We start from the raw sequence: 23,994 nt of genomic DNA, 5'->3' as shown, positions 1-23,994 counted from the left end.
GAATCGTTTGCTTTTGCAGATCACTGGATACGCGGAAAAGTCATTCGCTGCTGTTCGAGTGTCCCTCAATTCAATCATGAATGTTTTTGCGATGATTTTGAGATGTGCCAGCACCTGAACGAGTTCAGCGAATGACAAAAGGTTTTGGCTACTTTTGCCGTTACAAAAGTAGCATATGAGCTCCGACAATAAGCCTCTTTATTGAAAAGACGCCGACGAGCTATTCTTTTCATACTCACCTTCGAAGGGGATTGATTGAAAGGCTTCAACAACGAATTCACAATTCGCTATATCTAATCTAGGTTGTATTAACTTCAAGCAATGATGACTGAAATTATTGATTAAAATACTGCCAACCGTAAATTAAACAGCCTGCTGAAAACATCCAAAATACAGTTGCGGCACTGAGGCAAGAGACCATCGACATTTTGGTGGCAAAGGCATACACCGTGACCAAATAAATAAAATAAGGGATTAACGACCACAAGCCAAATAACGCCGTTTTACGTAAGGCTTCAGCGCCCTGCTCTTGCGATACAATCACATGCGCAATCAAAGCAAAAGTTGGAAAGAGCGGTACTAACCCCGCAACATAGAAGGCACGACTTTTCGACAAAATCGCGATAATAAACACCACTGCTGCCCCCAACAGGCATTTATAAATTAAAGACAGCATTCCTTACTCATCCCCAAAAACGCAAAAACGTTCGTTACTTTGTTTGTGCTGAATCATCAGCATGAAGCATGATTATATAGTCTTGATGATCGAAATCCTAAAGATAACAGCCTATTTCAAGTGTTTTCAATCCATCAACCTCATAGCTCTATTTTAATATGCGCTTCACAGCGAACATCCTTCATTTCATGCTACTCAAACTTAATTTGATGATTTTATTCAAACTCAATCTTAACTGAATCACCGCCACATCGAATCATACCTAAAATCTACTTCCATAAAAAGTATGATCTCAGTGGCATAATAATCGAATAGTGATGCATTATTCTGCAAAAAATTGAAATTTTTAACAATTTACTGCAATTTTCTCAAAGCCAAGCACTTTGTCATCACTTGAAGATTTTCAATGCTTTAAACTATCCGACAGATATTGTCGTTTTATTTTGCGCTATGCACACTTGAACAAAATTAAACCGCTATCATATATAACCTTCAAATTGCTTAACATCGAGATGTTTTTATGAGTCAAAGTCATATCCGTATTCGAGGCGCACGAACCCATAACTTAAAAAATGTGTCACTCGATATTCCACGTGACAAATTCGTGGTGATTACGGGACTCTCAGGCTCAGGTAAATCATCCTTAGCTTTCGATACTTTATATGCCGAAGGTCAACGACGCTATGTTGAATCCTTGTCTGCCTATGCCCGTCAGTTCTTATCGCAAATGGAAAAACCAGAAGTCGATTCAATTGAAGGTTTAAGTCCAGCGATTGCGATTGAACAAAAGTCAACCAGTCACAACCCCCGTTCGACCGTCGGTACCATTACCGAAATTTATGACTATTTACGTCTGTTGTATGCCCGTGTGGGGACACCTTACTGCCCTGAACATGACTTGCCGATGGTGGCACAAACCGTCACTGAAATGGTCGATGCAGTCAAAGGTTTAGAAGAAGGCACTGCCTTGATGTTGCTTGCCCCTGTGGTACGTGAGCGTAAAGGTGAATACACCAATTTGTTTGAACAACTACAAAGTCAAGGTTTTGTACGCGCCCGTGTTGATGGTGAAGTGGTCGATATTGATGTTCCCCCTGAACTAGATAAAAAGAAAAAACACACCATTGAAGTGGTGGTCGATCGTTTTAAAGTCCGTGATGACTTAGGTAACCGTATTGCAGAATCTTTTGAAACTGCACTACGTTTAGGCAGTGACATTGCGATTTTATCGTGGATGAATGGCGAGCAAGACGATCGTGTCTTTTCAGCTAAGCACTCTTGCCCTGAATGTGACCGTGCGGTGGCTGAACTTGAACCTCGCCTGTTCTCATTCAACAATCCATTTGGTGCCTGCCCAGTCTGTGATGGTTTAGGGACACGTAGCCATTTTAGTGCGGACAAATTGATTCCTAGCCCTGATGTCTCTATCAGCCAAGGTGCAATTCGTGGTTGGGATCGTCAACGTCCGTATTATTACGGCATGATTCAAAAAGTCGCGGCGCATTTCGGTTTTTCACTGGATACACCGTGGAATGAACTCGATGCTGATACTCAGAAAAAATTCCTTTACGGTACAGGTAAAGAAAAAATTGACCTGAGTTATATCGATGAACGTGGTCGCAAACACACCCGTGTCCAAGCCTTTGAAGGGATTTTGCCACATCTTGAGCGTCGCTATCGTGAAACCGAATCCAACTATGTACGTGAAGATTTAGCACAGTACTTATCCAATGCAGCCTGTGATGCTTGTGGTGGTTCTCGTCTGAATGAAATCTCACGCAATGTGAAAATTTTGGATAAAACCATTGCGCAAATCACTAAGATGTCGATTGGTGATGCGGAAACGTATTATCAAGGTTTAAATCTTGAAGGCGCACGTGGTGAAATTGCCGATAAAATCTTTAAAGAAATTCGTGAACGTCTGCATTTCCTTGTATCCGTTGGTTTGAATTATTTAAGTCTGTCTCGTTCAGCAGAAACCTTATCGGGTGGTGAAGCGCAGCGTATTCGTTTGGCATCACAAATCGGTGCAGGTTTGATGGGCGTAATGTATGTGCTCGATGAACCTTCGATTGGTTTGCATCAACGTGACAATGACCGTTTGCTTGAAACTTTGGTTCGCTTACGTGACTTAGGTAATACCGTACTTGTGGTTGAGCATGATGAAGATGCGATTCGTGCCGCCGATCATATTATTGATATTGGTCCGGGTGCCGGCGTGCATGGCGGTCATGTGATTGCCGAAGGTACTTATGATGAGATCTTAGCGAATCCTGACTCACTGACGGGTCAGTATTTATCAGGCAAACTGAAAATTGAAGTACCGAAACAACGGGTAGAGCCACCTAAACCTGAAGAACAGATCAAGTTGATGGGTGCAGCCGGTCATAACCTTAAAAATGTGGATTTAACCATTCCATTGGGTGTGATGACCTGTGTGACCGGTGTTTCAGGTTCAGGTAAATCAACATTGATAAACCGCACCTTGTTACCACTTGCTGCCACACAGCTCAATGGTGCAACCACATTAACCGCTGAGAAATTTGACTCGATTGATGGCTTGCAGTTCCTCGATAAAGTCGTCGATATTGACCAAAGTCCGATTGGACGTACACCACGTTCGAATCCTGCAACCTATACAGGATTATTTACCCCAATTCGTGAGTTGTTTGCGCAAACGCCTGAAGCCAAAGCTCGTGGTTATGCCGCGGGTCGTTTCTCGTTTAACGTGAAAGGCGGTCGCTGTGAAGCCTGTGAGGGTGACGGCATGATTAAAGTCGCAATGCATTTCTTACCGGATATGTATGTGCCTTGCGATTCCTGTCATGGTAAACGCTATAACCGTGAGACTTTAGAAGTCGGTTATAAAGGACGTAATATTTCAGATGTGTTGGAAATGACCGTTGAAGATGCGATGCATTTCTTTGATGCGATTCCTGTGATTCACCGTCGTTTGGAAACCTTACATCAAGTCGGTTTGGGCTATATTCGTTTAGGTCAATCTGCAACAACGCTTTCTGGTGGTGAAGCACAACGGGTGAAATTGGCACGTGAATTGGCGAAGCGTGATACAGGTAAAACCTTGTATGTACTCGATGAACCCACCACAGGTTTGCATTTCCATGATATTGCGAAGTTGCTCGACATCCTGCACCAGCTTCGCAACAAAGGAAATACCATTGTGGTGATTGAGCATAATTTGGATGTGATCAAGACTGCCGATTGGATTATTGACTTGGGTCCTGAAGGCGGTGCAGGTGGCGGGATGATTATCGCTGAAGGTACACCTGAAGAAGTTGCTAAATCTAAAGTTTCACATACAGCGAAGTTCTTAAAGCCGATGTTGAAATAATTTTTTCTGCTGAGTTTGTAAAGTTCTACTTAGCAAAGCTTAACACTCGGGTCTTGATCTTTTAAGCATAAAAGCGGTGATTCTTTCACCGCTTTATTTTATTTACCCTATCGATTCTAATGACTGAGCTACTTGAGCTTTCTGTACTGAGCATCTGTAGAGTCCCTTCAAAAATTTCAATATTTAGTCAAATTTAAAAATGAAAAAGACACTAATTTTTTTGTTATTTTTTATTTTAAAAGTTGAAAAACATATTGATTCTACTACAATAAAATAAAAGTAAACCATGAAATACAACAAACTAGAGAAATATAAATGATAAATAAGTCACTATTTTTAACACTTACTTTTGCATGCTTAGCCCCCGCGGTACAAACCCACGCTGAAGGCTATATAAATGAAAATATGGTGGTCTTCGTTTCAGAAGAAGATCCTGCTCAAAGCCCGTGGAAAGAAAAACCGCAATGCAACGCTGTCAGTAAATCGATCAGCAAAGGATTGTATGAAAACCAATACACCTTTCAAAATGGTAATCCTCTCACATCCGTCTTTTTAAGCAAAACCAAAATCAAATCAGGTGAATGTGAAAATCTTGTTCAATTCCCAGATAATATCCAAGGCACAGGTGTTTTTGAATCATTTTATCCCAATGGAAAAACGCACAGTCGCATCGAATATCAAGATGGTCAATATGAAGGAAAACTGCAATTTTGGTTTGCGAATGGCTTAAAACAGCAAGAAAGCCAAATTATTAACGGCATGAATGACGGCGATTACAAAATTTGGCATCCCAATGGACAAATCGCCATGTCGAGTAAATACAAACAAGACATTCCTGTCGGTATGCGTCAGCGTTGGTACGAATCAGGTGACCCTTGGACGTATGTACGTTTTGACAACGGACGCATGGTCGGTGAACTTAAGCAATGGTACAGAAATGGCAAGCTTGAACGCCAAGGTCAATATAAAAATGGCGTACGTGAAGGCGTTTATAAATCATGGTATGAAAGCGGAAAACCAGAAGCTGAGCTTGCTTATAGTCACGGCAACATTAAAGCGGCACAGTGTTGGAATACATCGGGTGTGTTGAAAACTGAGAAAAGCTGTATCCAGTCTTTTGCTGATGAACAATAAATCTAGATTGAATCAGGTGCGTCTTCAAACACAATGCACCTGATTTCTTATTGTGCGATGCTAAACCGAAACCAAATTTTTACCGCCCTCTTTCGATTTAAACAGCGATTTATCGGCTTTTTCCAACAAATCCATCCATGTTCTCGCCCCCACTGCAACGCCTATACTCACCGAAATATTTAATTTTTCTTGGTTTTCAGGATCAATCAAATCCAAACTCGCCACAGCCGTTCGGATTTTTTCTGCACTTGCCACAGCCTTGTCAAATTCAATATTTTGCATGACCACTAAAAATTCATCACCGCCAAAACGAATGATCAGATCAGAGTGACGCACATTCTCTTTTAAACAATCTGCCACTGCCACAATCACATTGTCACCAAAAATATGACCATGGGTATCATTCACCTGTTTAAAATTATCAATATCGATAATGATCAAACAAATATTCTCAAAATGATTCGGCAATTTTTCTGTCAGTTTTAAATACTCATCCAAGGCCAAACGGTTGGAGACACCCGTCAGCCGGTCGGTATTGGCAATACTTTTCAGTTCAAATTCAAATGCATCACGCTGTTTCAACATGTCCTGCAGTTTTCGTAAAGCATCATATAGCGAATGCACTTGACGCAATTTATGCTCGACCACATCACTGCCTGCGCTGGAATGTGCATAAGACAACTCAACAATGGTGTCACGCGCTTGAATCAGCGGATAAAATACTTTGCGCTGTGCGTAAATCATGGTGAATAACGCAGCCATCAGCGACACCAATGCAATCAATAAATTACTCAAAAACTTACGCTGTGCAGCGCTTTGTTCACGTTCTGCCGCTTCAACACTGTATTCCAACAGGTACTTTTGTAGATCAATCACTGTGGTAAATTTTGGAGAAATTTCTGCGGTCAGCTGTGTGCCTTTGAGAAAGTAGGCTTCGCCCGCATGACTTTGTTCGATGAGCTGGGTGACGATTGGCAAACCTAAATCGATGAATTGACGTTTAACATTGACATATAAATGATTAAATTCAGGCGTTTTATTTTGCTCATGTTGCATGGTATTCACCAAGTCCCATAAGTAACGCACTTGTTTTTGTGTCTGCAATGCACGCGCGATATTTTCATTCGGAATCGGTTCATGAAAGGTCACACTTGCCATGACATTAGATGCCACACGACCTGCCTGATCACGAAGTTCTGCCAGAATCATCACCAAAGTATAGTAATCCGAGATGCCCCCATCCTTGCTCTGCGATTGCATCACCACATTTTTCAGCAATTCATGACAACTGTCCCAAGCACCAAACATGCTGACAATCGTAGTATCGAGTTGAGATGATTGACGTTGTTGAAAAGGTGTTTCTATATACTTATCGACATGTTGACGTGCCAAGGTTAATTTATTTTGAATCTCAAATTTCAACTCTTTGGCCAATTGTTTAAAACCAGCATTCTGTAAAGTTGCAAAGGTGAGTTCAATCTGTTCATCCACGCCTTTTCGATATTGTTTTAAATCTTCAAGGTTTTTATTTAAGTCTTCAGCCGTGCTCGACATCGCCATATTAGATGGACCACGCTCTCTTGAAATCTGATTGGCAAGATCTGCAACTGTGGTCAGTGCCTTGAGTTCAACCAATGTGTGTTTAGATTGTTGGTAATCTCGATATGCCCCAATAATCAAAGGAATAGAAATACACAACAGTGACAGCACGATCACCAACATTGAAATCAATAAGCGTTTTCCAATATGCTCAGAGTGCAATTTCAACATGGTCCCCTACTCCCCGTACCGTCGAATGGTGCTTTAGCCATTCTTATTCGATTCAAAATTCGATCAAAATCATCTATAAAGTGTCGCAAAATAAACCATGAAAATCACGTGACTTTAAAAAACAATTTAATAAAACAAACCTTTAGCTTGCGATGATATTCATCATACGATAGCGAGAAGCTTAAAATCAAAGCATATCAAAAGTATTTTTATTGACCTATCATGTTAATCATCATGTATAAAAATTACATTTTTAAAATTACCAAATAAGAATCATCGAATTAAATTGAATGATACTTTTTGATCGACTTATTAGATTATTTAGATAAAATTTACCCATTTTCAATCTAAAAAGGCGAGATGCATAATCACTTCATAGCAACGATGAAGACGATTGTTCAGTCTCGCTACAGGAATTTAAGGTTATTCCTCGGATGTTTCTCCCACACATAAAACATCCTTTTTCAAGCCCAACCATCCCCAATCGGTTGGGCTTTTTTTTGCCTGATCATTACGATATTTTTCTATTTTAAATAATGAAATATTCCCAATTTATCCAGGACATCTAAGCTCAAATTTTGACGTTCAGCTACATCTGAATTTTCATACAGGTCTAAATTCAATGCAAAAGCCACGATTTCTCCATTATATTTTTTAACCCATCCCACATACCACCCCACTTGCGGATTCACATCCATGGCCCATCCGCTTTTCGCATAAAGGGTAGTGCCTGCTCTCGACTCAACTAGCAGCATCTGTTGAACCTGCTGTTGAACGGTCGCATCGAAAGCCAATTGCTGAGTCGCCAAATCATAAATGAACCGTACTTGTTGTTTCGGAGTGATTTTAAGCGGACCTTTGAGCCAAAATTGATCGACGTGATCTCCAACGTATTGATTGCCATATTCTAAGCGCTCGAGCTCTTGTTGCATGCGTCGTAAACCGATTCGACGCGCTAAACTCTGATAGACCGGTACAGCGGACAGTTGCATGGCTTCAGACAAATTCATGTCTTTTTGCCAACTTGAAAACAGTCGTTTCTCACCATTCCATTTAAACACTTCATCTGTAGTAACTTTTTGATGCTGTAATCCAATCAAAGCATTGAGGATTTTAAAGGTAGAAGCAGGCACATAGGCTTGCTCTGCTCGTTCAAGCGCATTGCCATAACAGTGAAAAGCCTGACCATCGTAGGTCATAAACACTGCCTGATGATGCGATGCATTGAACAGATTTTTTATATCATTGCTTTTGTTTTGAGAAATGTGATCTGAATGACAAGAATGAACCATTGGACTGGAATCTGAGGACTTGATTTCAGCATTTGAACGACAGGCACTTAAGTTCAGTCCAATGCTTAAACTTAACGTTATATATCCTAGGTATGCCTTGATCTTCATGGTGTGCATCATATCTGCTGTGTCGATATTTCAAACATCATGTTGTTCTGACTTTGGACAAGATTCGAGGAAAAAAATTCTAAAATTTGTAAAAAAATATTTACCACTGCGATAATTTAGTGCATAATGCACCGCATTAGGGCGATTTAGATATATTCCTCAGCAGATTTTCTAAATTTCCCTCAAGTTTTGGCGAAAAAACCTAATTTTCTATGAAAATTAGGTTTTTTTATGTCTAAAAATAACCAACAAATTATTAAAAATGCACTACCATGATGCAAAAATGCATTCTTATTCTTTAATCATTCATTTCATCCGTTCCATTTCGTATAAAAATCATGCTTTAAGCTCTGGTTTTCAAATCTAATTCTTCAATATGCTCTTTTCTAAAGACGAAAAAAAACCCAACCTTGGGGAAAGTTGGGCATATAAAAGATAAATCTTTTGACTTGAAACACTGAAGAAGACATCTGTATCTTCATCTCAAGTTGATAGAGGTATTATGTGAAAGCTATGCTATTTTGTAAAGCCGATTAATTTAGTAGGGCTTGAACATCAACACACTAATGTACATTTTATTGATGAAAATCTCATATAGATTAATCAAGTGTTTCAAAAGTAAACAACTCTATTAGGGTATTCAATTCCTTGTATTGCATTCGTTCTTTGTTCACTTTTGACTACAAAACTTATGAGCAATTCAGCCTCTATTCTCCATCTTTATGCTTGGGCAAATGCGCAATATATTGCAATGCAATCAAGCGCGAGACGATCAGCGCCAAATACATCACCCCACAGAACATTTGCAACATGGCAATTACGCGTGATGCAGGACTTAAAGGAATTAGATCCGACAAACCTGTGGCAGATTGCAAACTAAAACTCAAGAACAATAAATCCAACCATGATTGTTGACCCATCGCATTTGGATTTAAAAAACTGTTGGGAATCAAGATTTGGCAAATGTTGTATAAAAATGCAAAACCCCATGCGATCAGGGTAAATACCGCGCCTGCTGCAAATAGTTCATCTTTGGTCAGGTAGCGGTCTGCGAACATATAACGAAGTAAACCAAAAGCAGCAATAAAATAAGCGCTTGCTTCAAAGAAGTGACTGATTGCAATCACATAAGGATCATGGATGCCAAACAAGATGAGTGCAGAAAAAATCAGTGCACCACCAACAAAGCTTAAACCCATGATGGTAAAGACAGGCGTTTGACGAATTACTTTGGCAATAATCAACAATACCAGCACCCCCAATGCCCATGTTAATGCACGGTAAGACACACTGTTATTGGTCAACAGTGACAGGAGTAAAATCACGAATTGTAAAAGCAATAGCCATGCTGAAGGCAATAACCGAAAAGCTTTCCAAAAGTCGATAAACGCTTGCATACAGGTGTTCCAGATTGTTTTTATAAGCTGTGATTGAGGTGTATTTGTTATTCTTAATGCAAACTAACATGAAGATGTAATGGTATAAAATATAAAATTGTAGCGATCGTGGATACAGTTACTGCTTAACTGGTCCTCATAAAAAAAGCCCCACTTGGGGACTTTTTTATTGTATCGAATTTAAATCAGTTTCAACTTAATGATCTGAAGCACCCGAGATGCCAATCCCTGTTTGTGAGCGAACATACTGTGCATCGAAACCTTTACGTTCCGCTTGGGCACCTGCAGAGTTATCCGTAATAGAGAACAACCAACAGCAGAAGAATGACAATGGCATCGCGAAAATCGCTGGACCATTGAATGGGTTGATTGCGGTATCAGAAATTTTCAGCGTATCGACCCATACGGCTTTAGACAGAATGATCAATACCACAGCAGTCACCAGCCCCACTACACCGCCAATCACTGCACCACGTGTGGTTAAACCTTTCCAATACATTGAAAGCACAAGCACTGGGAAGTTTGCACAACATGCCACAGAGAAAGCTAAACCAACCATGAACGCCACGTTTTGTTTTTCGAACAAAATACCTAAAATCATGGCAAAAATTGCAAGACCGAGCGTTGCCATTTTTGACATACGTAGTTCAGATTCAGGCGTGGTTTGACCTTTTTTGAATACATTGGCATACAAGTCATGTGAGATGGCTGAAGCACCTGAAAGGGTTAAGCCTGCCACAACAGCAAGAATCGTTGCAAAGGCCACAGCAGAAATGAAGCCCATGAACAGATCACCACCGATTGCATCGGATAAGTGAACTGCAGCCATGTTGTTACCACCGACAAGCTCTAACTTGCCCGTGACTGCCATTTTTGCCACATCGATGAACTGTGGATTGTTCGCCACATAAAGAATCGCACCAAAACCAATAATGAAGGTCAATAGGTAGAAATAACCAATAAAACCTGTCGCTACAACCACTGATTTACGGGCTTCTTTGGCATCTTTCACGGTAAAGAAACGCATTAAAATATGTGGCAGACCCGCAGTACCGAACATCAAGGCTAAACCTAAAGAAATCGCATCAATGGGATTCGATGCCAGGCTTCCCGGCCCCATGATTTTGGTCGCTTCAGTTAAGCTAATACTATGCACGCTAGAGTACATGCCAATCGCTTGTTCAAACATATTGGTGAAGCTAAAGCCCACACCTTTCATCACCATAAAGGCCATAAAGGTTGCACCAGAGAGTAGCATCACCGCTTTAATGATCTGTACCCACGTGGTTGCCAACATGCCACCAAACATCACGTAAGCCATCATCAAGAGACCTACGATCACCACTGCAATGTTGTAGTTCAAACCGAAAAGCAGTTTGATTAACTGACCTGCACCGACCATTTGTGCAATCAGATAAAATGCCACCACCACCAAAGAGCTGATTGCCGCTAAGGTACGCACAGGTTTTTCTTCTAAGCGGAATGACACTACGTCAGACAGGTTGAACTTACCCAAGTTACGTAAACGTTCTGCAATCAGGAACAATACAATCGGCCAACCCACCATAAAGCCCAATGAATACAGCAAGCCGTCAAAGCCTGACATAAACACCATCGCAGAAATACCTAAGAATGACGCTGCTGACATAAAGTCACCGGCAATCGCTAAACCATTTTGGAATCCTGAAATGCCACCCCCTGCGGTGTAGAAATCATTGGTATTGGTGGTTTGTTTTGCAGCCCATTTGGTAATAAATAAGGTTGCACCAACAAACACGATAAACATGATAATCGCGTGCCAGTTGGTGGCTTGTTGCTGTGCTTCACCTAGATCAGGTCCAGCGAATGCCATGCCAGACATCAACAAGGTCGATGCTGCCAGTGCTTTGAATGAATTCCATTTCATTTTAATGCAGCCCTTTCTCGTGAGTAATTGCTTCGACTTCTTTCATTGCCTCTTCATTGAGACGATCGAGTTTATTGTTGGCGATGTAGGAATACACCGCACATAACACAAAGGACAGCACAATAATGCCCAGTCCCAATGGCATGCCCCAAGTGGTGACACCGCCCGACACTGAACTCATGAGGAACTCTTTGTTATAGCCGACCAAAAGCATAAAGCCGACATAGACCACCAACATAATGATGGTCAGTGTCCAACTTAATGTGCTTTTTTTGGAAACCATTTCCTTAAATTTTGGATTGTGTAGAATCTGTTCTACTTGTCTATCATCCATTTCTACTACTCCTCGGCCATATCCCATATGGCTATTTTTTAATCTTATTATTCCGTTCGACAACTTAGCAATATTTACTCAATCTCGTAACTTAGACTTTGGTCGTTAAATTTTGAGCAATTTGAACGTGGCAGTTCACGGATGCGCTATCATAGCGCTAGATTTTTATGCCGTATTTGCTATGAACAGTTGGTTGATTATTGGGGTGCTTGCCCTGTACATCTTGATCCTTTTTGTCTGTGCCATTTTTGGTGAACGACATGCCAGTCGACTCAGCACACGGGGGCGCATGTTCCTGTTCAGTCTGACTTTAGGGGTGTATTGTTCATCTTGGACGTTTTATGGATCAACCGGTGCTGCGGTACGCCAAGGGATTATTTTCCTACCGATTTATCTGGGTCCACTGCTGTTCATTTGGTTTGGCTATGATGTATGGCGACGACTCGGTCGAGTACGTCAACACCATGCCATTTCATCCATTGCCGACTTTGTCGCAGCACGTTACGGCAAAAGCGGTCCTTTAGCCTCTTTAGTCACCATTCTTGCAGTGGTTGCAATCATTCCCTATTTGGCGTTACAGCTGCGTGCCATTGCACTGAGTGCATCGGTCATTTTGGGACAAGACACCACCATTGCCAGCACCACCACCAATGGTGTTTTGGCACTAACCGGAATCTTGGCATTACTGGCGATGATGTTCGGTACTCGACAAATTGCCAATACCGAACAGCACGGTGGGCTGATGCTTGCGGTGGCCTTTGAATCGTTTATGAAAATCATTGCACTTCTTGCAGTGGCTTTGTTTTTCTTGCTCGATGCGCCACAAAATATTGTACAAGTGTCACGTGATGTGACACGTACCTTTAATGAAGTACAATTGTTTGGTGTACCTGAAACCTTTTGGATTCAAACCTTACTCGCAGGTTTAGCGATTATTTGTTTACCGCGCCAATTTCATGTGGCTGTGGTGGAGTTGCGCGACGAAAAACATATTCGAGGGGCACGCCGTTGGTTCGCGGGTTATTTAATTTTAACCGTATTGGCGATTATTCCCATTGCCAGTTGGACTTTGCATGCCGCACCTGAATATATCAGTGTCGCTGATGTTGCCGTGTTGTCCTTACCCATCAGCTATGGACAAGATTGGTTAACGCTACTGGCATTCTTGGGCGGTTTCAGTGCCTCTACGGGCATGCTATTGGTATCGTCTGTAGCACTGTCGATCATGCTCAGTAATGACTTGATCCTACCGGCACTGTGGCGTATTGGTTTAATTTCAAGACATGACAAACGTCTCCCTCAACTGCTTAAATTGACACGTCGCGCCAGTATTCTGACCGTGATGTTACTGGGCTTTTATTGTTTCCATTTTTATAACGATATCGATCAACTGTCGGTCTTTGGTCTATTGGCATTTAGTGCTGTAGCGCAATTTTCACCTGCCCTGATTGGGGGTTTATATTGGCGCGGCGGAAGTAAATTTGGGGTTTATGCAGGTTTAATTGCAGGCTTCATGATGTGGGCCTATACCCTACTGTTCCCGACTTTTTTAAGAAGTTTACCTGAACCTTTTCATGAGATTGCGCAGTACATTTTAGAATTTGGTCCTTTTGGGTGGACGTGGTTGCGCCCTGAAGGCTTACTCGGATTTGCCTCTTTTGCCCCGCTGACCCATGGCGTGATTTGGGCTTTGGGTATGAACATTATTTTATATATTTGGGTGTCACGTTTGTATCGCCCAAGTATTGCAGAACAAATTCAAGCAGAAAGCTTTTTCTACTATGAAACCAAACCTTTACCTGCACAAAGTGCAGCAAATGAAATTAATTACTCACAACATGATGTAGCACGTTTAAAAGTCGGTGACTTAATTGCCTTGGCACGCCGTATTACCGGTGAAGGCCCGACCATGCAAGCCTTTCAACAATACTGTGCGTTAAATAATGTCGAGCTAGATGAAAATAGCAGTGCCAATGGCATGTGGTGGCGCTTTACTGAACAATATTTGGCGGGAACCATTGGTGCGGCCTCAGCTCGTACTTTACTAACCACCGCCATGGTCAACAATGGTTTGGCGCTCGGTCAGGTGGCGAATATTCTCGATCAAGCCTCACAGTGGCAACGCTTTAATCAAAACCTGATTATGACCATGATTGACCATATGACCCAAGGCGTGAGTGTGGTCGATCAAAATATGTGTTTGGTCGCTTGGAATAATCAATACTTGAAATTGTTCGATTATCCCAAAGACATTGTTTATGTCGGCTGTCCAATTTCAGATTTGATCCGTTATAACGCAGAGCGTGGCGAATGTGGCCCGGGCTATATCGAAGAACACGTGCGTAAACGCATCCATTGGATGAAAGTCGGCAGTGCGCATGAGTTTGAGCGCATTCGTAAGGATGGTCGCGTGATTCAGATGCGTGGCAACCCGATCGAAGGCGGCGGTTTTGTCACAACTTTTGCCGATATTACGGCCTTCCGTGAAACCGAAGCCTTACTTGAAGGTCGTGTGCAACACCGCACCCAACAGTTGGCAGATGCTTTAACGGAACAACAACTGGCACGTGAACAAGCCGATAAAGCCAATATGTCGAAAAGTCGCTTTATTGCAGCCGCCAGTCATGACTTATTGCAACCAATGCACGCTGCACGTTTATTCAGTACCGCGCTTGAGCAAAGTATTCAAAGTGATGAAGACCGTAAGACCTTACAACAGCTAGATCGTGCGCTACATGGTGCGGAAAGTATGTTGTCTGCGCTACTCGATATTGCAAGACTTGAAGGCGGTACCATTCAACCAAAACGTCAAGCTTATCCACTGCATGATCTGCTCAGTGACTTGGCTTTGCAGTTTAAGTCCATTGCCGCACAACGTGGCATTGAATTTAAAGTACATGATGTGAAATTCTGGATTGATGCTGACCCACAGTGGATCCGTCGTATTATTCAAAATTTTGTCAGCAATGCCCTGCGCTATACGGCCAAAGGTCGTGTGGTGGTTGGGGTACTCCGTTCTGCTGAGCGTGAAAATCATATCCGAATTGGGGTTTGGGATACCGGACCGGGTATTGCTGAACAACAACGGATTAAATTGTTCCAAGAATTTGAGCGCTGTGGCCATACTTCACCATGGGGTGAGCAAGGGCTCGGTTTGGGCTTAGCCATCGTGCAACGTATGACCGGTCTATTGGACTACCCTGTACATGTCTATTCAAAATTGGGGCAAGGCTCATGCTTCATGATTGAAGTGCCTGTGGTGGCTGCACCGCAAGTGGTGGCAACACCAGTGCAAGCAGTACCACTAAAATCCAAAGCCTATAAAATTCTCTGCTTGGACAATGATCAAACCATTTTGGAAGGTATGTCGACCTTACTGACCAAATGGGGTTATCAAGTGTTTAAAGCCACGGAGCCTGAACAAGCGCTTGAGATTATTGCGCAAGAAAACATTCAGGTGTGGTTGGTCGATCAACATTTAAATCACGGCAAGATTGGCTTAGATTTCATTAATCAGCATCGTCAGGACAATGTTCCTGTGGCACTGATTACTGCTGACTCTGACCCTGAACTGCCACAACGCTTAAAAGAGCTGAATGTAGTCTTGTTACGTAAACCGCTAAAACCTGCGTCACTGCGTTCATGGTTATCGGGACTGAAAATTTCCAAATAATCGTTTAAATAAAGTGGTTCATTGAATAGCTTTGGACGTAAATTTTGTAACAATGATCGCCCTGTTTCATTTACCTGATCAGGGTGATTTCTATACAAAATGTGACCTATGCACACACAGATTTGCATCTTTTTGAGTAGCACATGCATAAACAATCAAAATTAGTAAAAAATGAGGATAAAACAGTGACTGAATCGTTCATTTGAGCCTTATCTATGGCAATTTTGATCAAAAAACGATTTAAAACTTAAAATAAATCGTTACAAATTTTATAAATTATTGTTTTTATTAAAATAAAATACTGAAAATTACCCATATTAGACTTTAGTATTATTCCTATTGCATCTTGCATAATTCATAAATCAAGCAAGCTCTCAATGTTGCAATGATGAACATATTTTTTGTTCATCTTGGACTTGTGATTCATTATATTTAATCAGGAGTTGCCATGAATATTTCAGATGCAGTACCCCACGGCTTAGGCAAAGCTCAAGAATTTCACCGCCAGTATGGTGCAAATGCAATGTTGCCTGAAATACAGTGGCAAGCCATTTTCCCTCATACCGCGTTAAAAGATGTGCATTTACAAGCCTTAGAAAGCATCTACCAAGCTGCGGTACCTTTGGCTTTACAAGTCTTTGATGAGCTTAAATTTGATGTATTTTCACATCCCGCTTACCACCCACAAGGTTTGGGTTTATTCGATAAACTGGCTCAGCAAGAAAGCAAGCTGATTGCAGCTTTAGAAACAGAGAGCCAAAATTTAGATGAAGTGGTGCGTCATCAAATTTGGAGTATGTTACTGCGTGGTGGTGCAGTCTTGGTATTTAAAGCCTGGCTTGGCAAAGTCAAAAGCGGTGAAAACCAATTGGATATGACCCAGTTTGATGAAATTTCAGATTTGTTGTTTATCAAAACCTCACCACATACCTTAGCCGAGCGTTTAAATGTGGATGCCCTTGCAGAGCATGATCATATTTTCTTGATGTATGGCAATGAAGTCTTTTTAGATAAGTTCAACAGCTTAGAAACCGCTGCCCTGTTTGTCGATTTAGCGGTTTATGATGCCGCATTCTTGAGTCTACGTGATGATCGAGTGGCAGAATATTTAAAAGCCAAAGGCTATGTCTCTCAAGATCAGATTGATGATTTGAAATGCGCACTCAATCCCTTAGGTTGCCCGGATCTGATTTCAAAACAAGATTGTTTGGCTTAAAAATGTATTCTCTTGAATGATGCGAATCAGTAAAACGATTCGCCATAAAAAAAGACCTCTATTGAGGTCTTTTTATGATTTTGATTTTTAAATGCCAAGTCCTAACTTAGACACGTTTTTCTTCAATGTTCAGCGCACTAATCGCTAAAACGGCTTGAGTGCGGTTTTGCACGCCTAATTTACGGAAAATGGCAGTGACATGCGCTTTAATGGTGGCTTCTGACACTTCAAGCTCGTAAGCAATTTGTTTATTCAGTAAACCTTCAGCCACCATCATTAAGACACGGAATTGTTGTGGGGTTAAAGATTGAATCCGTTCAGCCAAGGCGGTTTCATCCGCCGCACGTGGATCAAAGTTTAAGTTTGCAGGCAAGTTAGTGGGTAACCAAATCTCACCTTCTAAAACTTGGCGAATCGCCTCACCAATATTACTTGGATGCGAAGATTTTGGAATGTAACCCATAGCACCATGGGCAATCGAACGTTGGATAATTGACACTTCTTCATGTGCCGAAACCACGATAATTGGTAGAGATGGGTATTGTGCGCGGACGTGAACCAATGCAGAAAAGCCTGAAGCACCTGGCAAATTCAAATCAAGCAAAACGAGATCAGGTTCTGGTCCTTTCTCTAAGCGTTCATAAAACTCATTAACTGCAGCGGTTTCATGGATTTGGGCTTGCGGTAAACTGTAACGCACCGCTTGAATTAAAGCATGGCGAAACAGGGGATGGTCATCAACGATTAAAATATTCATAAGCGACGCAAGAGATCTCTAGCACAATCTTCATTTTAACTGTGCCATAGCAGTAAAGGATATAACAATATTAACGAATTTTTCAGAAAAATGTCGTTTGATCGAATAAAAGCATTCTTTTTTAAATGATTAATCAATTTAATGATAAGTACATCATTTTTAAATATAAAATTTATTCAAAAAATAGAAAAGCTTATAAGCATTTGAGATTTTTTTTAATTTCATAAACTTATCCATTTTTATAGATAAATATTAGACAGTTTATTTTTATATACAAAAATCAGATAACCAATGTTCATTTGCTTATTTTACAGAATATACCCAAATATTGATTAATGGTTAGCAATTCAGATTTATATTGATTAGGTTTGCCTCCATGTCTAATTCACAACAAAAACCATTAAATATCGTTGCTGTATCAGGTGGTTTAAACAACCCATCGAAAACAGAAGCTTTGGTTCAAGCTATTCTTGATGAACTGGGTGAAGCAACGCCGATTAATGTGCACTTTATTAAGTTCAGTGAAATTGGACAACTCATGGGTGGTGCAATCTATCGCAACCAATTGCCGCAACGTGTTCAAGACGACTTAGCTGCTGTTGAAGCTGCCGATGCACTGATTGTAGGTACGCCAGTCTATCGAGCTTCTTTCACGGGTCTATTTAAACACTTCTTTGATTTTGTCGAGCAAACGGCTTTGGTTGATGTGCCTGTACTGCTTGCAGCTTCAGGCGGTAGTGAACGTCATGCTTTGGTACTTGAACATCAACTCCGTCCACTGTTTAGCTTCTTCCAAGCACAAACACTGCCGATTGGTGTATATGCCACAGACAAAGACTTTACCCCTGAATATACCATTCACAGCGAGTTGTTACGTGATCGCATTACCTTGGCAGTGGCACGTGCACTCCCGATCTTAGAATGGGCACCTGCTAAAGGCATCCGCGCTGAAGTGGTCAAAGAAAAAACCCAATTAGCGAATCAGTCTTTGGGTATTAATAAACAAATTGAACAAGCTGAAGTGCTACCTTCTGCTGCAGTACCGAGCTTAGATGCGGCTGAATCACGCTTACATCAAAAGACAACCCAAAAAATCACCAAAAAAACACAAGTGGCATAACAAGAACATTCATTGGAGAAAGTCATGACACAATCAAAAAATGAAGCAATCAAGTTTGCCTATTGGGTACCGAATGTTAGCGGTGGCTTGGTGGTCAGTAATATTGAACAACGTACTGATTGGAGCTATGACTACAACGTACGTTTGGCCCAAGCGGCAGAAAAAAGCGGTTTCGAATATGCCTTAACGCAAATTCGTTTTACTGCAGGCTACAATGCTGAAAATCAACATGAATCGGTCAGCTTCAGTCATGGTATTTTGGCGAAAACAGAAAAATTAAAAGTCATCGCAGCGATTCTGCCTGGACCGTGGAAACCTGCACTTGCCGCAAAGCAATTGGCCACCATTGATCACCTGACCAATGGCCGTATTGCAATTAATGTGGTCAGTGGTTGGTTCCGTGGTGAATTTGATGCCATTGGTGAAGAATGGCCTGAGCATGATCAACGTTATGCCCGTTCTGAAGAATTCATTACCGCTTTGAAAGGGGTATGGACACAGGATCATTATAGTTTTGATGGTAAATTCTATCAATTTAAAGACTATACCCTGAGCCCTAAACCTGTTCAAAAGCCACATATCGAAATTTTCCAAGGGGGCAGTTCTCGCGCTGCACGGGATATGGCATCGCGTGTATCGGATTGGTACTTCACCAATGGCAACACCCCTGCCGAACTGAAAAAACAGATTGATGACATTCGCGAAAAAGCCAAAGCCAATAATCATGAAGTTAAAGTGGGCGTCAATGCTTTTGTGATTGCACGTGATACTGAAGAAGAAGCGAAACGAGTCTTGCAAGAGATCATTGATGGTGCCAATGTCGAAGCGGTCAAAGCCTTTGGTGATGCCACCCGTGAAGCAGGTGCTTCAACATCAGAAGGTGAAGGGAACTGGGCGAAATCCACCTTTGAAGATTTGGTTCAATATAACGATGGTTTCCGTACCAATCTGATTGGTACACCGCAGCAAATTGCTGAACGCATTGTTGAACTGAAATCAGTGGGGGTCGATTTAGTGCTTTCAGGTTTCTTACACTTTATTGAAGAAGTGGAATACTTTGGCGAAAAAGTATTGCCTTTAGTACGTGAACTTGAAGCAGCGCAAGCCAATCAAATTACGGCCAAATCTGCTTAAACAATACGCTATCGCATAACAATTAAAAACTAAGGTTCATTCAATTTCCTTCAAGGCTCGGCTTGGGGGATTTTTTTATCGATATCATGATGATGACTGAGGATCATCCATTGTTAGTGAATCGATTTTTATCATCATAAACACATATTAAAATTGATCGTCATTAAAAACCTAAAAATTAAGACATAAAAAAACGCAGGATCTACCTACGTCTTTTCTGAGTCTATTTTAAGTCTTTTAAAATAACTGGTATTAAAATGGTTTCACATTCAAATCATTGTATGGATTATGGATTACAAATCGCATTGACACTCGCAATGCCTGATTTCAACAAAATCAAAGCAATTTTGACAATAATCACGGTATTAATCACGGTTAAAACAGCATCGACGATATCGTTATGTAATACATTGGTCAGCATCAAGGTAAAAGCCAACAGGCCGAACAAAACATACAACAACATATTTTTATTATTGGTTAAATCTTTATTCATAAAACGGTACTTCCTAAGTAATGTTCAATCATAACAAATTTATGAAGTCCTGAAAAATATGAATTGTATATATGTATTTCAAGAATGTTTTCTTCTAACTTTAACAAAGACCTCCTTTCGGAGGCTTTGAGATTGATTGATTGATCAAATGAATGTCTTAAGAATAAAAACTTGGATCAGGTACTTTGGCAGTCAGCACCCATTCTCCGACTTCTTGATATTTATAATCAATCGGATCGTGCAAGGTTTGTGTGCGAACATTGCGCCAGAAACGGTCTAGATTCAGTTTGGCTGTGGTTGCACGTGCCCCCATGACTTGAAAGATGTTTTGCGTAATAAATAATGAAGTATGGGTCGCTGCAATCTTGGCAGTTGCAATGGCAATCGAAACTTGTCCACGTTGTTCTGCATTCAATGCTTCGCCTATATCCCAAGCCCATTGCAGTGTATCAATCGCTTTTTGAGCCAGTAAACGCACACTTTCTAATTGCACATAAAATTCAGCGAAGTGCTTTTGGGTAAAGGGATCATTCACAGCATGTTCAGCCAAAGACTTCGACCAAGCTTTTTGGGTTTGCACGGTTTGTTTGGCCACGTCAAAGGCACCTTCTGCAACACCTAAAAACAAATGCACAAATATGAGTTGAGCAATCAGCGGACGTAAACTTGAATACGGCGTACTCAGTGGCCCTGGATTCAGCAATAATTCACTTTGATGAATTTTGACCTGTTCAAAATGACTGGTACCACTGTCTGTTTGGCGCTGTCCCATGTTGTTCCAATCGCCGAGAAAGCTCACGCCCTCTCGTTTTGTTGGAATCACACCAATCAACAGTTTTCCAGCATCGTTAAAGCCTGAACAAAGTAAAATATCGGAGTCCATTGAACCTGAACAGAAGCTTTTATCGCCATGAAAAATATATTCATTTTCATTCATCTTGGTTGCAGTTGTACGTTGATCTAAGGGATTTAAAGTATTACCCCAAAACAAATTGTTTTGAGCGGTTTGCTCAAACCAAGTTTGATATTGTTGTTTTTGAGAGAATAATTGCACTGTGGCAATCAATAAATGGTGAAATCCATAAACGTGTGCAAGTGAACTGTCGACATTGGCAATGCTCTGAATGGTTTTAAAAATGGTGTTCCAATCTGCTCCCTGCCCTCCAAATTCTTTGGGAATGGATAAACTGAGTAAGCCACTTTGACGAATTAGATCCCGTTCATGTTTGGGATTGCCCCCCTGTTTATCCCGTTCTGCAGCAGTGGTTGCAAAAGTCTGAGCAAGCTGTTGTGCAATGTCGATTGGAGATGGATGGATAGGATGTTGGGGAGCATTCATTGGATTGATACCATTTCACATATGCACAAAATCTTAGCAGATTTGATGCTATGGTCTTATCACAATGCCTGCAGTCCTTATTCCTAAAACAAAAATACCGCTAGCATTTGTAGCGGTATTTGAATAAAGAATGAACATGCTATTCAGGATGTTGTGATTGAACTTCCGCAATGAGTTGATCGACCACTTGAGGATCGGCAAGTGTAGACGTATCGCCTAAACTGTCCAATTCATTAGCAGCAATCTTACGTAAGATACGGCGCATGATCTTACCTGAACGGGTTTTTGGTAGTGCAGGTGCCCAATAAATCGCATCTGGAGTGGCAACAGGTCCTAACACTTTACGTACCCAACCCACTAGCTCTTTACGCAGTTCTTCAGATTCAGAAGTGTCTGCTTGTAAGGTGACATAAGCGGCAATGCCTTGACCTTTGATGTCATGTGGAATCCCAATCACTGCTGCTTCCGCCACATGCTCATGAGCCACCAATGCACTTTCAATTTCGGCTGTACCTAAACGGTGTCCCGACACATTTAAGACGTCATCGACGCGTCCGGTAATCCAGTAGTAGCCGTCTTTATCACGACGTGCGCCATCTCCCGTAAAATAATTGCCCGGATAGGTCGAAAAATAGGCCTCGATAAAGCGTTCAGGATCGCCCCAAATGGTGCGCATTTGACCCGGCCAAGAGTCTTTAATGACCAAATTACCTTCTGCTTCGCCTTCAATCTCTTTACCATCTGCATCAACCAATGCTGGCTGAATGCCGAAAAATGGACGAGTGGCTGAACCCGGTTTTAAATCGGTTGCTCCGGGTAATGGGGTAATCATGAATCCACCGGTTTCGGTTTGCCACCAGGTATCGACAATTGGGCAACGGTTTTCACCCACCACCGTGTAATACCAATTCCACGCTTCAGGGTTAATCGGCTCACCGACTGAGCCCAATAAACGTAAACTACTACGGTCACTTTCTCGAATAAAGGCATCACCCTCACGCATCATTGCGCGAATCGCAGTCGGTGCAGTATAAAGAATAGTGACATTGTGCTTATCGACAATATGTCCGGTGCGTGCCCATGTTGGATATTGGGGCACGCCTTCAAACATTAGTGTGGTTGTTCCATTGGACAGTGGTCCATACAGTACATAAGAGTGCCCCGTGATCCAGCCCACATCAGCAGTACACCAGAAAATATCATCTTGTTTTAAATCGAACACTTCACGGAAAGACGTGTTTACAAAAGTCAGATAACCGCCTGTGGTATGCAATACCCCTTTAGGTTTTCCGGTCGAGCCTGAGGTATATAGAATAAATAACGGATCTTCAGCATTCATTGGTTCAGGCGGACAGATGTCATTCACCGACATGATTTCCATGTGATACCACAGGTCACGATTCTCCTGCATGGTAATCGGGTTGCCGGTGCGGTGTACCACAATCACGTTGGTCACCGAGTCTGTGCCGTCGAGTTGCAATGCCGCATCGACATTTTCTTTGAGTGGAATGGGCTTACCACCACGCATGCCTGAGTCTGCGGTAATCACAATTTTGGCTTGGCTGTCCTCAATGCGACTTGCTAGTGAATCGGGTGAGAACCCCCCGAATACCACACAATGCACTGCGCCAATCCGGGTACATGCCAACATCGCAATCGCGGCTTCAGGCACCATTGGCATATACAACACCACACGGTCACCTTTGCTCACGCCATTTTTCTTTAACACATTGGCGAAACGGCAGACTTCATCATGTAGCTCTGAAAAGGAAATGATTTTGTGGCGAGAGGGATGATCACCCTCCCAGATAATAGCCGGTTTATGCGGATGCTCTTTGAGATGACGATCTAAACAATTTTCACTGACGTTGAGCTGACCATCGGCAAACCATTCCACCTGATAATTGTCTTTGTCAAAGTTAGTGTTTTTGACTTGGGTAAAGGGCTTCATCCAGTCGAGTTTCTTCGCAGCCTCTGCCCAAAATGCATTAGGATTTTGGATTGACTGCTGATAACGTTCAAAATACTGGTCTTGATTGGTTCGTGCTGTTTTTTTGAATTGTTCAGGAACTGGATACAGTTCATTCATAGTACACATCCTTGATTATTAGTCTTATCTCGAGCGTTTATGGATCGTATTGATCATTTTTTGAGTTTTCTATTTAATATGACTATACTTTAAAAATGCAACAATGATGCTTTGGTCGTAGAAAAAATAGTCAAATTCTTTAAAGTTCAGCTTTAATGTAAAGCATTCAAAATGGCTCATGTCGAGCGTCCTAAATTTATGCTT

16 protein-coding genes are annotated in these 23,994 nt (G+C 41.6%); 6 read left to right on the top strand and 10 right to left on the bottom strand.

Annotated elements, in window-relative coordinates:
• Positions 1 to 334 precede the first annotated feature (334 nt).
• Positions 335 to 676: a GlpM family protein gene (locus G8D99_RS00965; RefSeq protein ID WP_166321791.1), complete on the bottom strand. Its 342-nt coding sequence runs from the start codon at positions 674 to 676 to the stop codon at positions 335 to 337.
• 520 nt (positions 677 to 1,196) lie between these two features.
• Between G8D99_RS00965 and uvrA the strand changes: the two genes are divergently transcribed.
• Together uvrA and G8D99_RS00955 are read left to right on the top strand one after the other, a co-directional pair.
• On the top strand, positions 1,197 to 4,028 hold the full coding sequence (gene uvrA / locus G8D99_RS00960; protein ID WP_166321789.1) for an excinuclease ABC subunit UvrA: 2,832 nt from the start codon (positions 1,197 to 1,199) through the stop codon (positions 4,026 to 4,028).
• A gap of 315 nt (positions 4,029 to 4,343) precedes the next feature.
• Positions 4,344 to 5,162 (top strand): toxin-antitoxin system YwqK family antitoxin, encoded by an 819-nt coding sequence (locus tag G8D99_RS00955; RefSeq protein ID WP_166321787.1) that lies wholly within the window; start codon positions 4,344 to 4,346, stop codon positions 5,160 to 5,162.
• A 60-nt stretch (positions 5,163 to 5,222) separates the two neighbouring features.
• Here G8D99_RS00955 and G8D99_RS00950 read toward each other — a convergent pair whose 3' ends face one another.
• The 5 genes from G8D99_RS00950 to G8D99_RS00930 form a co-directional block, all read right to left on the bottom strand.
• Complete coding sequence (locus G8D99_RS00950) at positions 5,223 to 6,932, bottom strand: GGDEF domain-containing protein (protein WP_166321785.1); 1,710 nt, start codon at positions 6,930 to 6,932, stop codon at positions 5,223 to 5,225.
• A gap of 524 nt (positions 6,933 to 7,456) precedes the next feature.
• Positions 7,457 to 8,332 (bottom strand): class D beta-lactamase, encoded by an 876-nt coding sequence (gene blaOXA, locus G8D99_RS00945; RefSeq protein ID WP_166321783.1) that lies wholly within the window; start codon positions 8,330 to 8,332, stop codon positions 7,457 to 7,459.
• 707 nt (positions 8,333 to 9,039) lie between these two features.
• On the bottom strand, positions 9,040 to 9,729 hold the full coding sequence (locus G8D99_RS00940; protein ID WP_166321781.1) for an ion channel: 690 nt from the start codon (positions 9,727 to 9,729) through the stop codon (positions 9,040 to 9,042).
• 196 nt (positions 9,730 to 9,925) lie between these two features.
• On the bottom strand, positions 9,926 to 11,635 hold the full coding sequence (locus G8D99_RS00935) for a cation acetate symporter (RefSeq protein WP_166321779.1): 1,710 nt from the start codon (positions 11,633 to 11,635) through the stop codon (positions 9,926 to 9,928).
• Between the two features lies 1 nt (position 11,636).
• The gene (locus G8D99_RS00930; protein WP_166321777.1) at positions 11,637 to 11,969 is read right to left on the bottom strand and encodes a DUF485 domain-containing protein; all 333 of its coding nucleotides are present in this window, start codon (positions 11,967 to 11,969) and stop codon (positions 11,637 to 11,639) included.
• 181 nt (positions 11,970 to 12,150) lie between these two features.
• Between G8D99_RS00930 and G8D99_RS00925 the strand changes: the two genes are divergently transcribed.
• Together G8D99_RS00925 and G8D99_RS00920 are read left to right on the top strand one after the other, a co-directional pair.
• On the top strand, positions 12,151 to 15,642 hold the full coding sequence (locus tag G8D99_RS00925) for a hybrid sensor histidine kinase/response regulator (RefSeq protein ID WP_166321775.1): 3,492 nt from the start codon (positions 12,151 to 12,153) through the stop codon (positions 15,640 to 15,642).
• 448 nt (positions 15,643 to 16,090) lie between these two features.
• Positions 16,091 to 16,858 carry a hypothetical protein gene (locus tag G8D99_RS00920; RefSeq protein WP_166321773.1) on the top strand — a complete coding sequence of 256 codons (768 nt, stop codon included), beginning with the start codon at positions 16,091 to 16,093 and terminating at the stop codon, positions 16,856 to 16,858.
• A 106-nt stretch (positions 16,859 to 16,964) separates the two neighbouring features.
• Here the strand turns inward: G8D99_RS00920 and G8D99_RS00915 are convergent, their stop codons facing one another.
• Complete coding sequence (locus G8D99_RS00915; RefSeq protein WP_166321771.1) at positions 16,965 to 17,615, bottom strand: response regulator; 651 nt, start codon at positions 17,613 to 17,615, stop codon at positions 16,965 to 16,967.
• Between the two features lie 376 nt (positions 17,616 to 17,991).
• Between G8D99_RS00915 and msuE the strand changes: the two genes are divergently transcribed.
• Together msuE and sfnG are read left to right on the top strand one after the other, a co-directional pair.
• A complete protein-coding gene (msuE, locus tag G8D99_RS00910) occupies positions 17,992 to 18,735 on the top strand; it encodes an FMN reductase (protein ID WP_166321769.1) in 744 nt (247 codons plus the stop codon).
• Between the two features lie 24 nt (positions 18,736 to 18,759).
• Positions 18,760 to 19,869 (top strand): dimethylsulfone monooxygenase SfnG, encoded by a 1,110-nt coding sequence (gene sfnG, locus G8D99_RS00905; RefSeq protein WP_166321767.1) that lies wholly within the window; start codon positions 18,760 to 18,762, stop codon positions 19,867 to 19,869.
• A 286-nt stretch (positions 19,870 to 20,155) separates the two neighbouring features.
• Here the strand turns inward: sfnG and G8D99_RS00900 are convergent, their stop codons facing one another.
• The 3 genes from G8D99_RS00900 to acs all read right to left on the bottom strand — a co-directional run bounded on the left by G8D99_RS00900 (position 20,156) and on the right by acs (position 23,790).
• Positions 20,156 to 20,362, bottom strand: a complete 207-nt coding sequence (locus tag G8D99_RS00900) for a hypothetical protein (RefSeq protein ID WP_166321419.1) — start codon at positions 20,360 to 20,362, stop codon at positions 20,156 to 20,158.
• Between the two features lie 157 nt (positions 20,363 to 20,519).
• A complete protein-coding gene (locus G8D99_RS00895) occupies positions 20,520 to 21,701 on the bottom strand; it encodes an acyl-CoA dehydrogenase family protein (RefSeq protein WP_166321765.1) in 1,182 nt (393 codons plus the stop codon).
• A 139-nt stretch (positions 21,702 to 21,840) separates the two neighbouring features.
• Positions 21,841 to 23,790, bottom strand: coding sequence for an acetate--CoA ligase (gene acs / locus G8D99_RS00890; protein ID WP_166321763.1), 1,950 nt, complete (start codon positions 23,788 to 23,790; stop codon positions 21,841 to 21,843).
• Between the last annotated feature and the right edge of the window lie 204 nt (positions 23,791 to 23,994).

The organism is Acinetobacter lanii, assembly GCF_011578285.1.
GTDB classification, from domain to species: Bacteria; Pseudomonadota; Gammaproteobacteria; order Pseudomonadales; family Moraxellaceae; genus Acinetobacter; species Acinetobacter lanii.
Note: the sequence above shows the minus strand (reverse complement) of the source record. Positions and strands in the feature narration are given on the sequence as shown.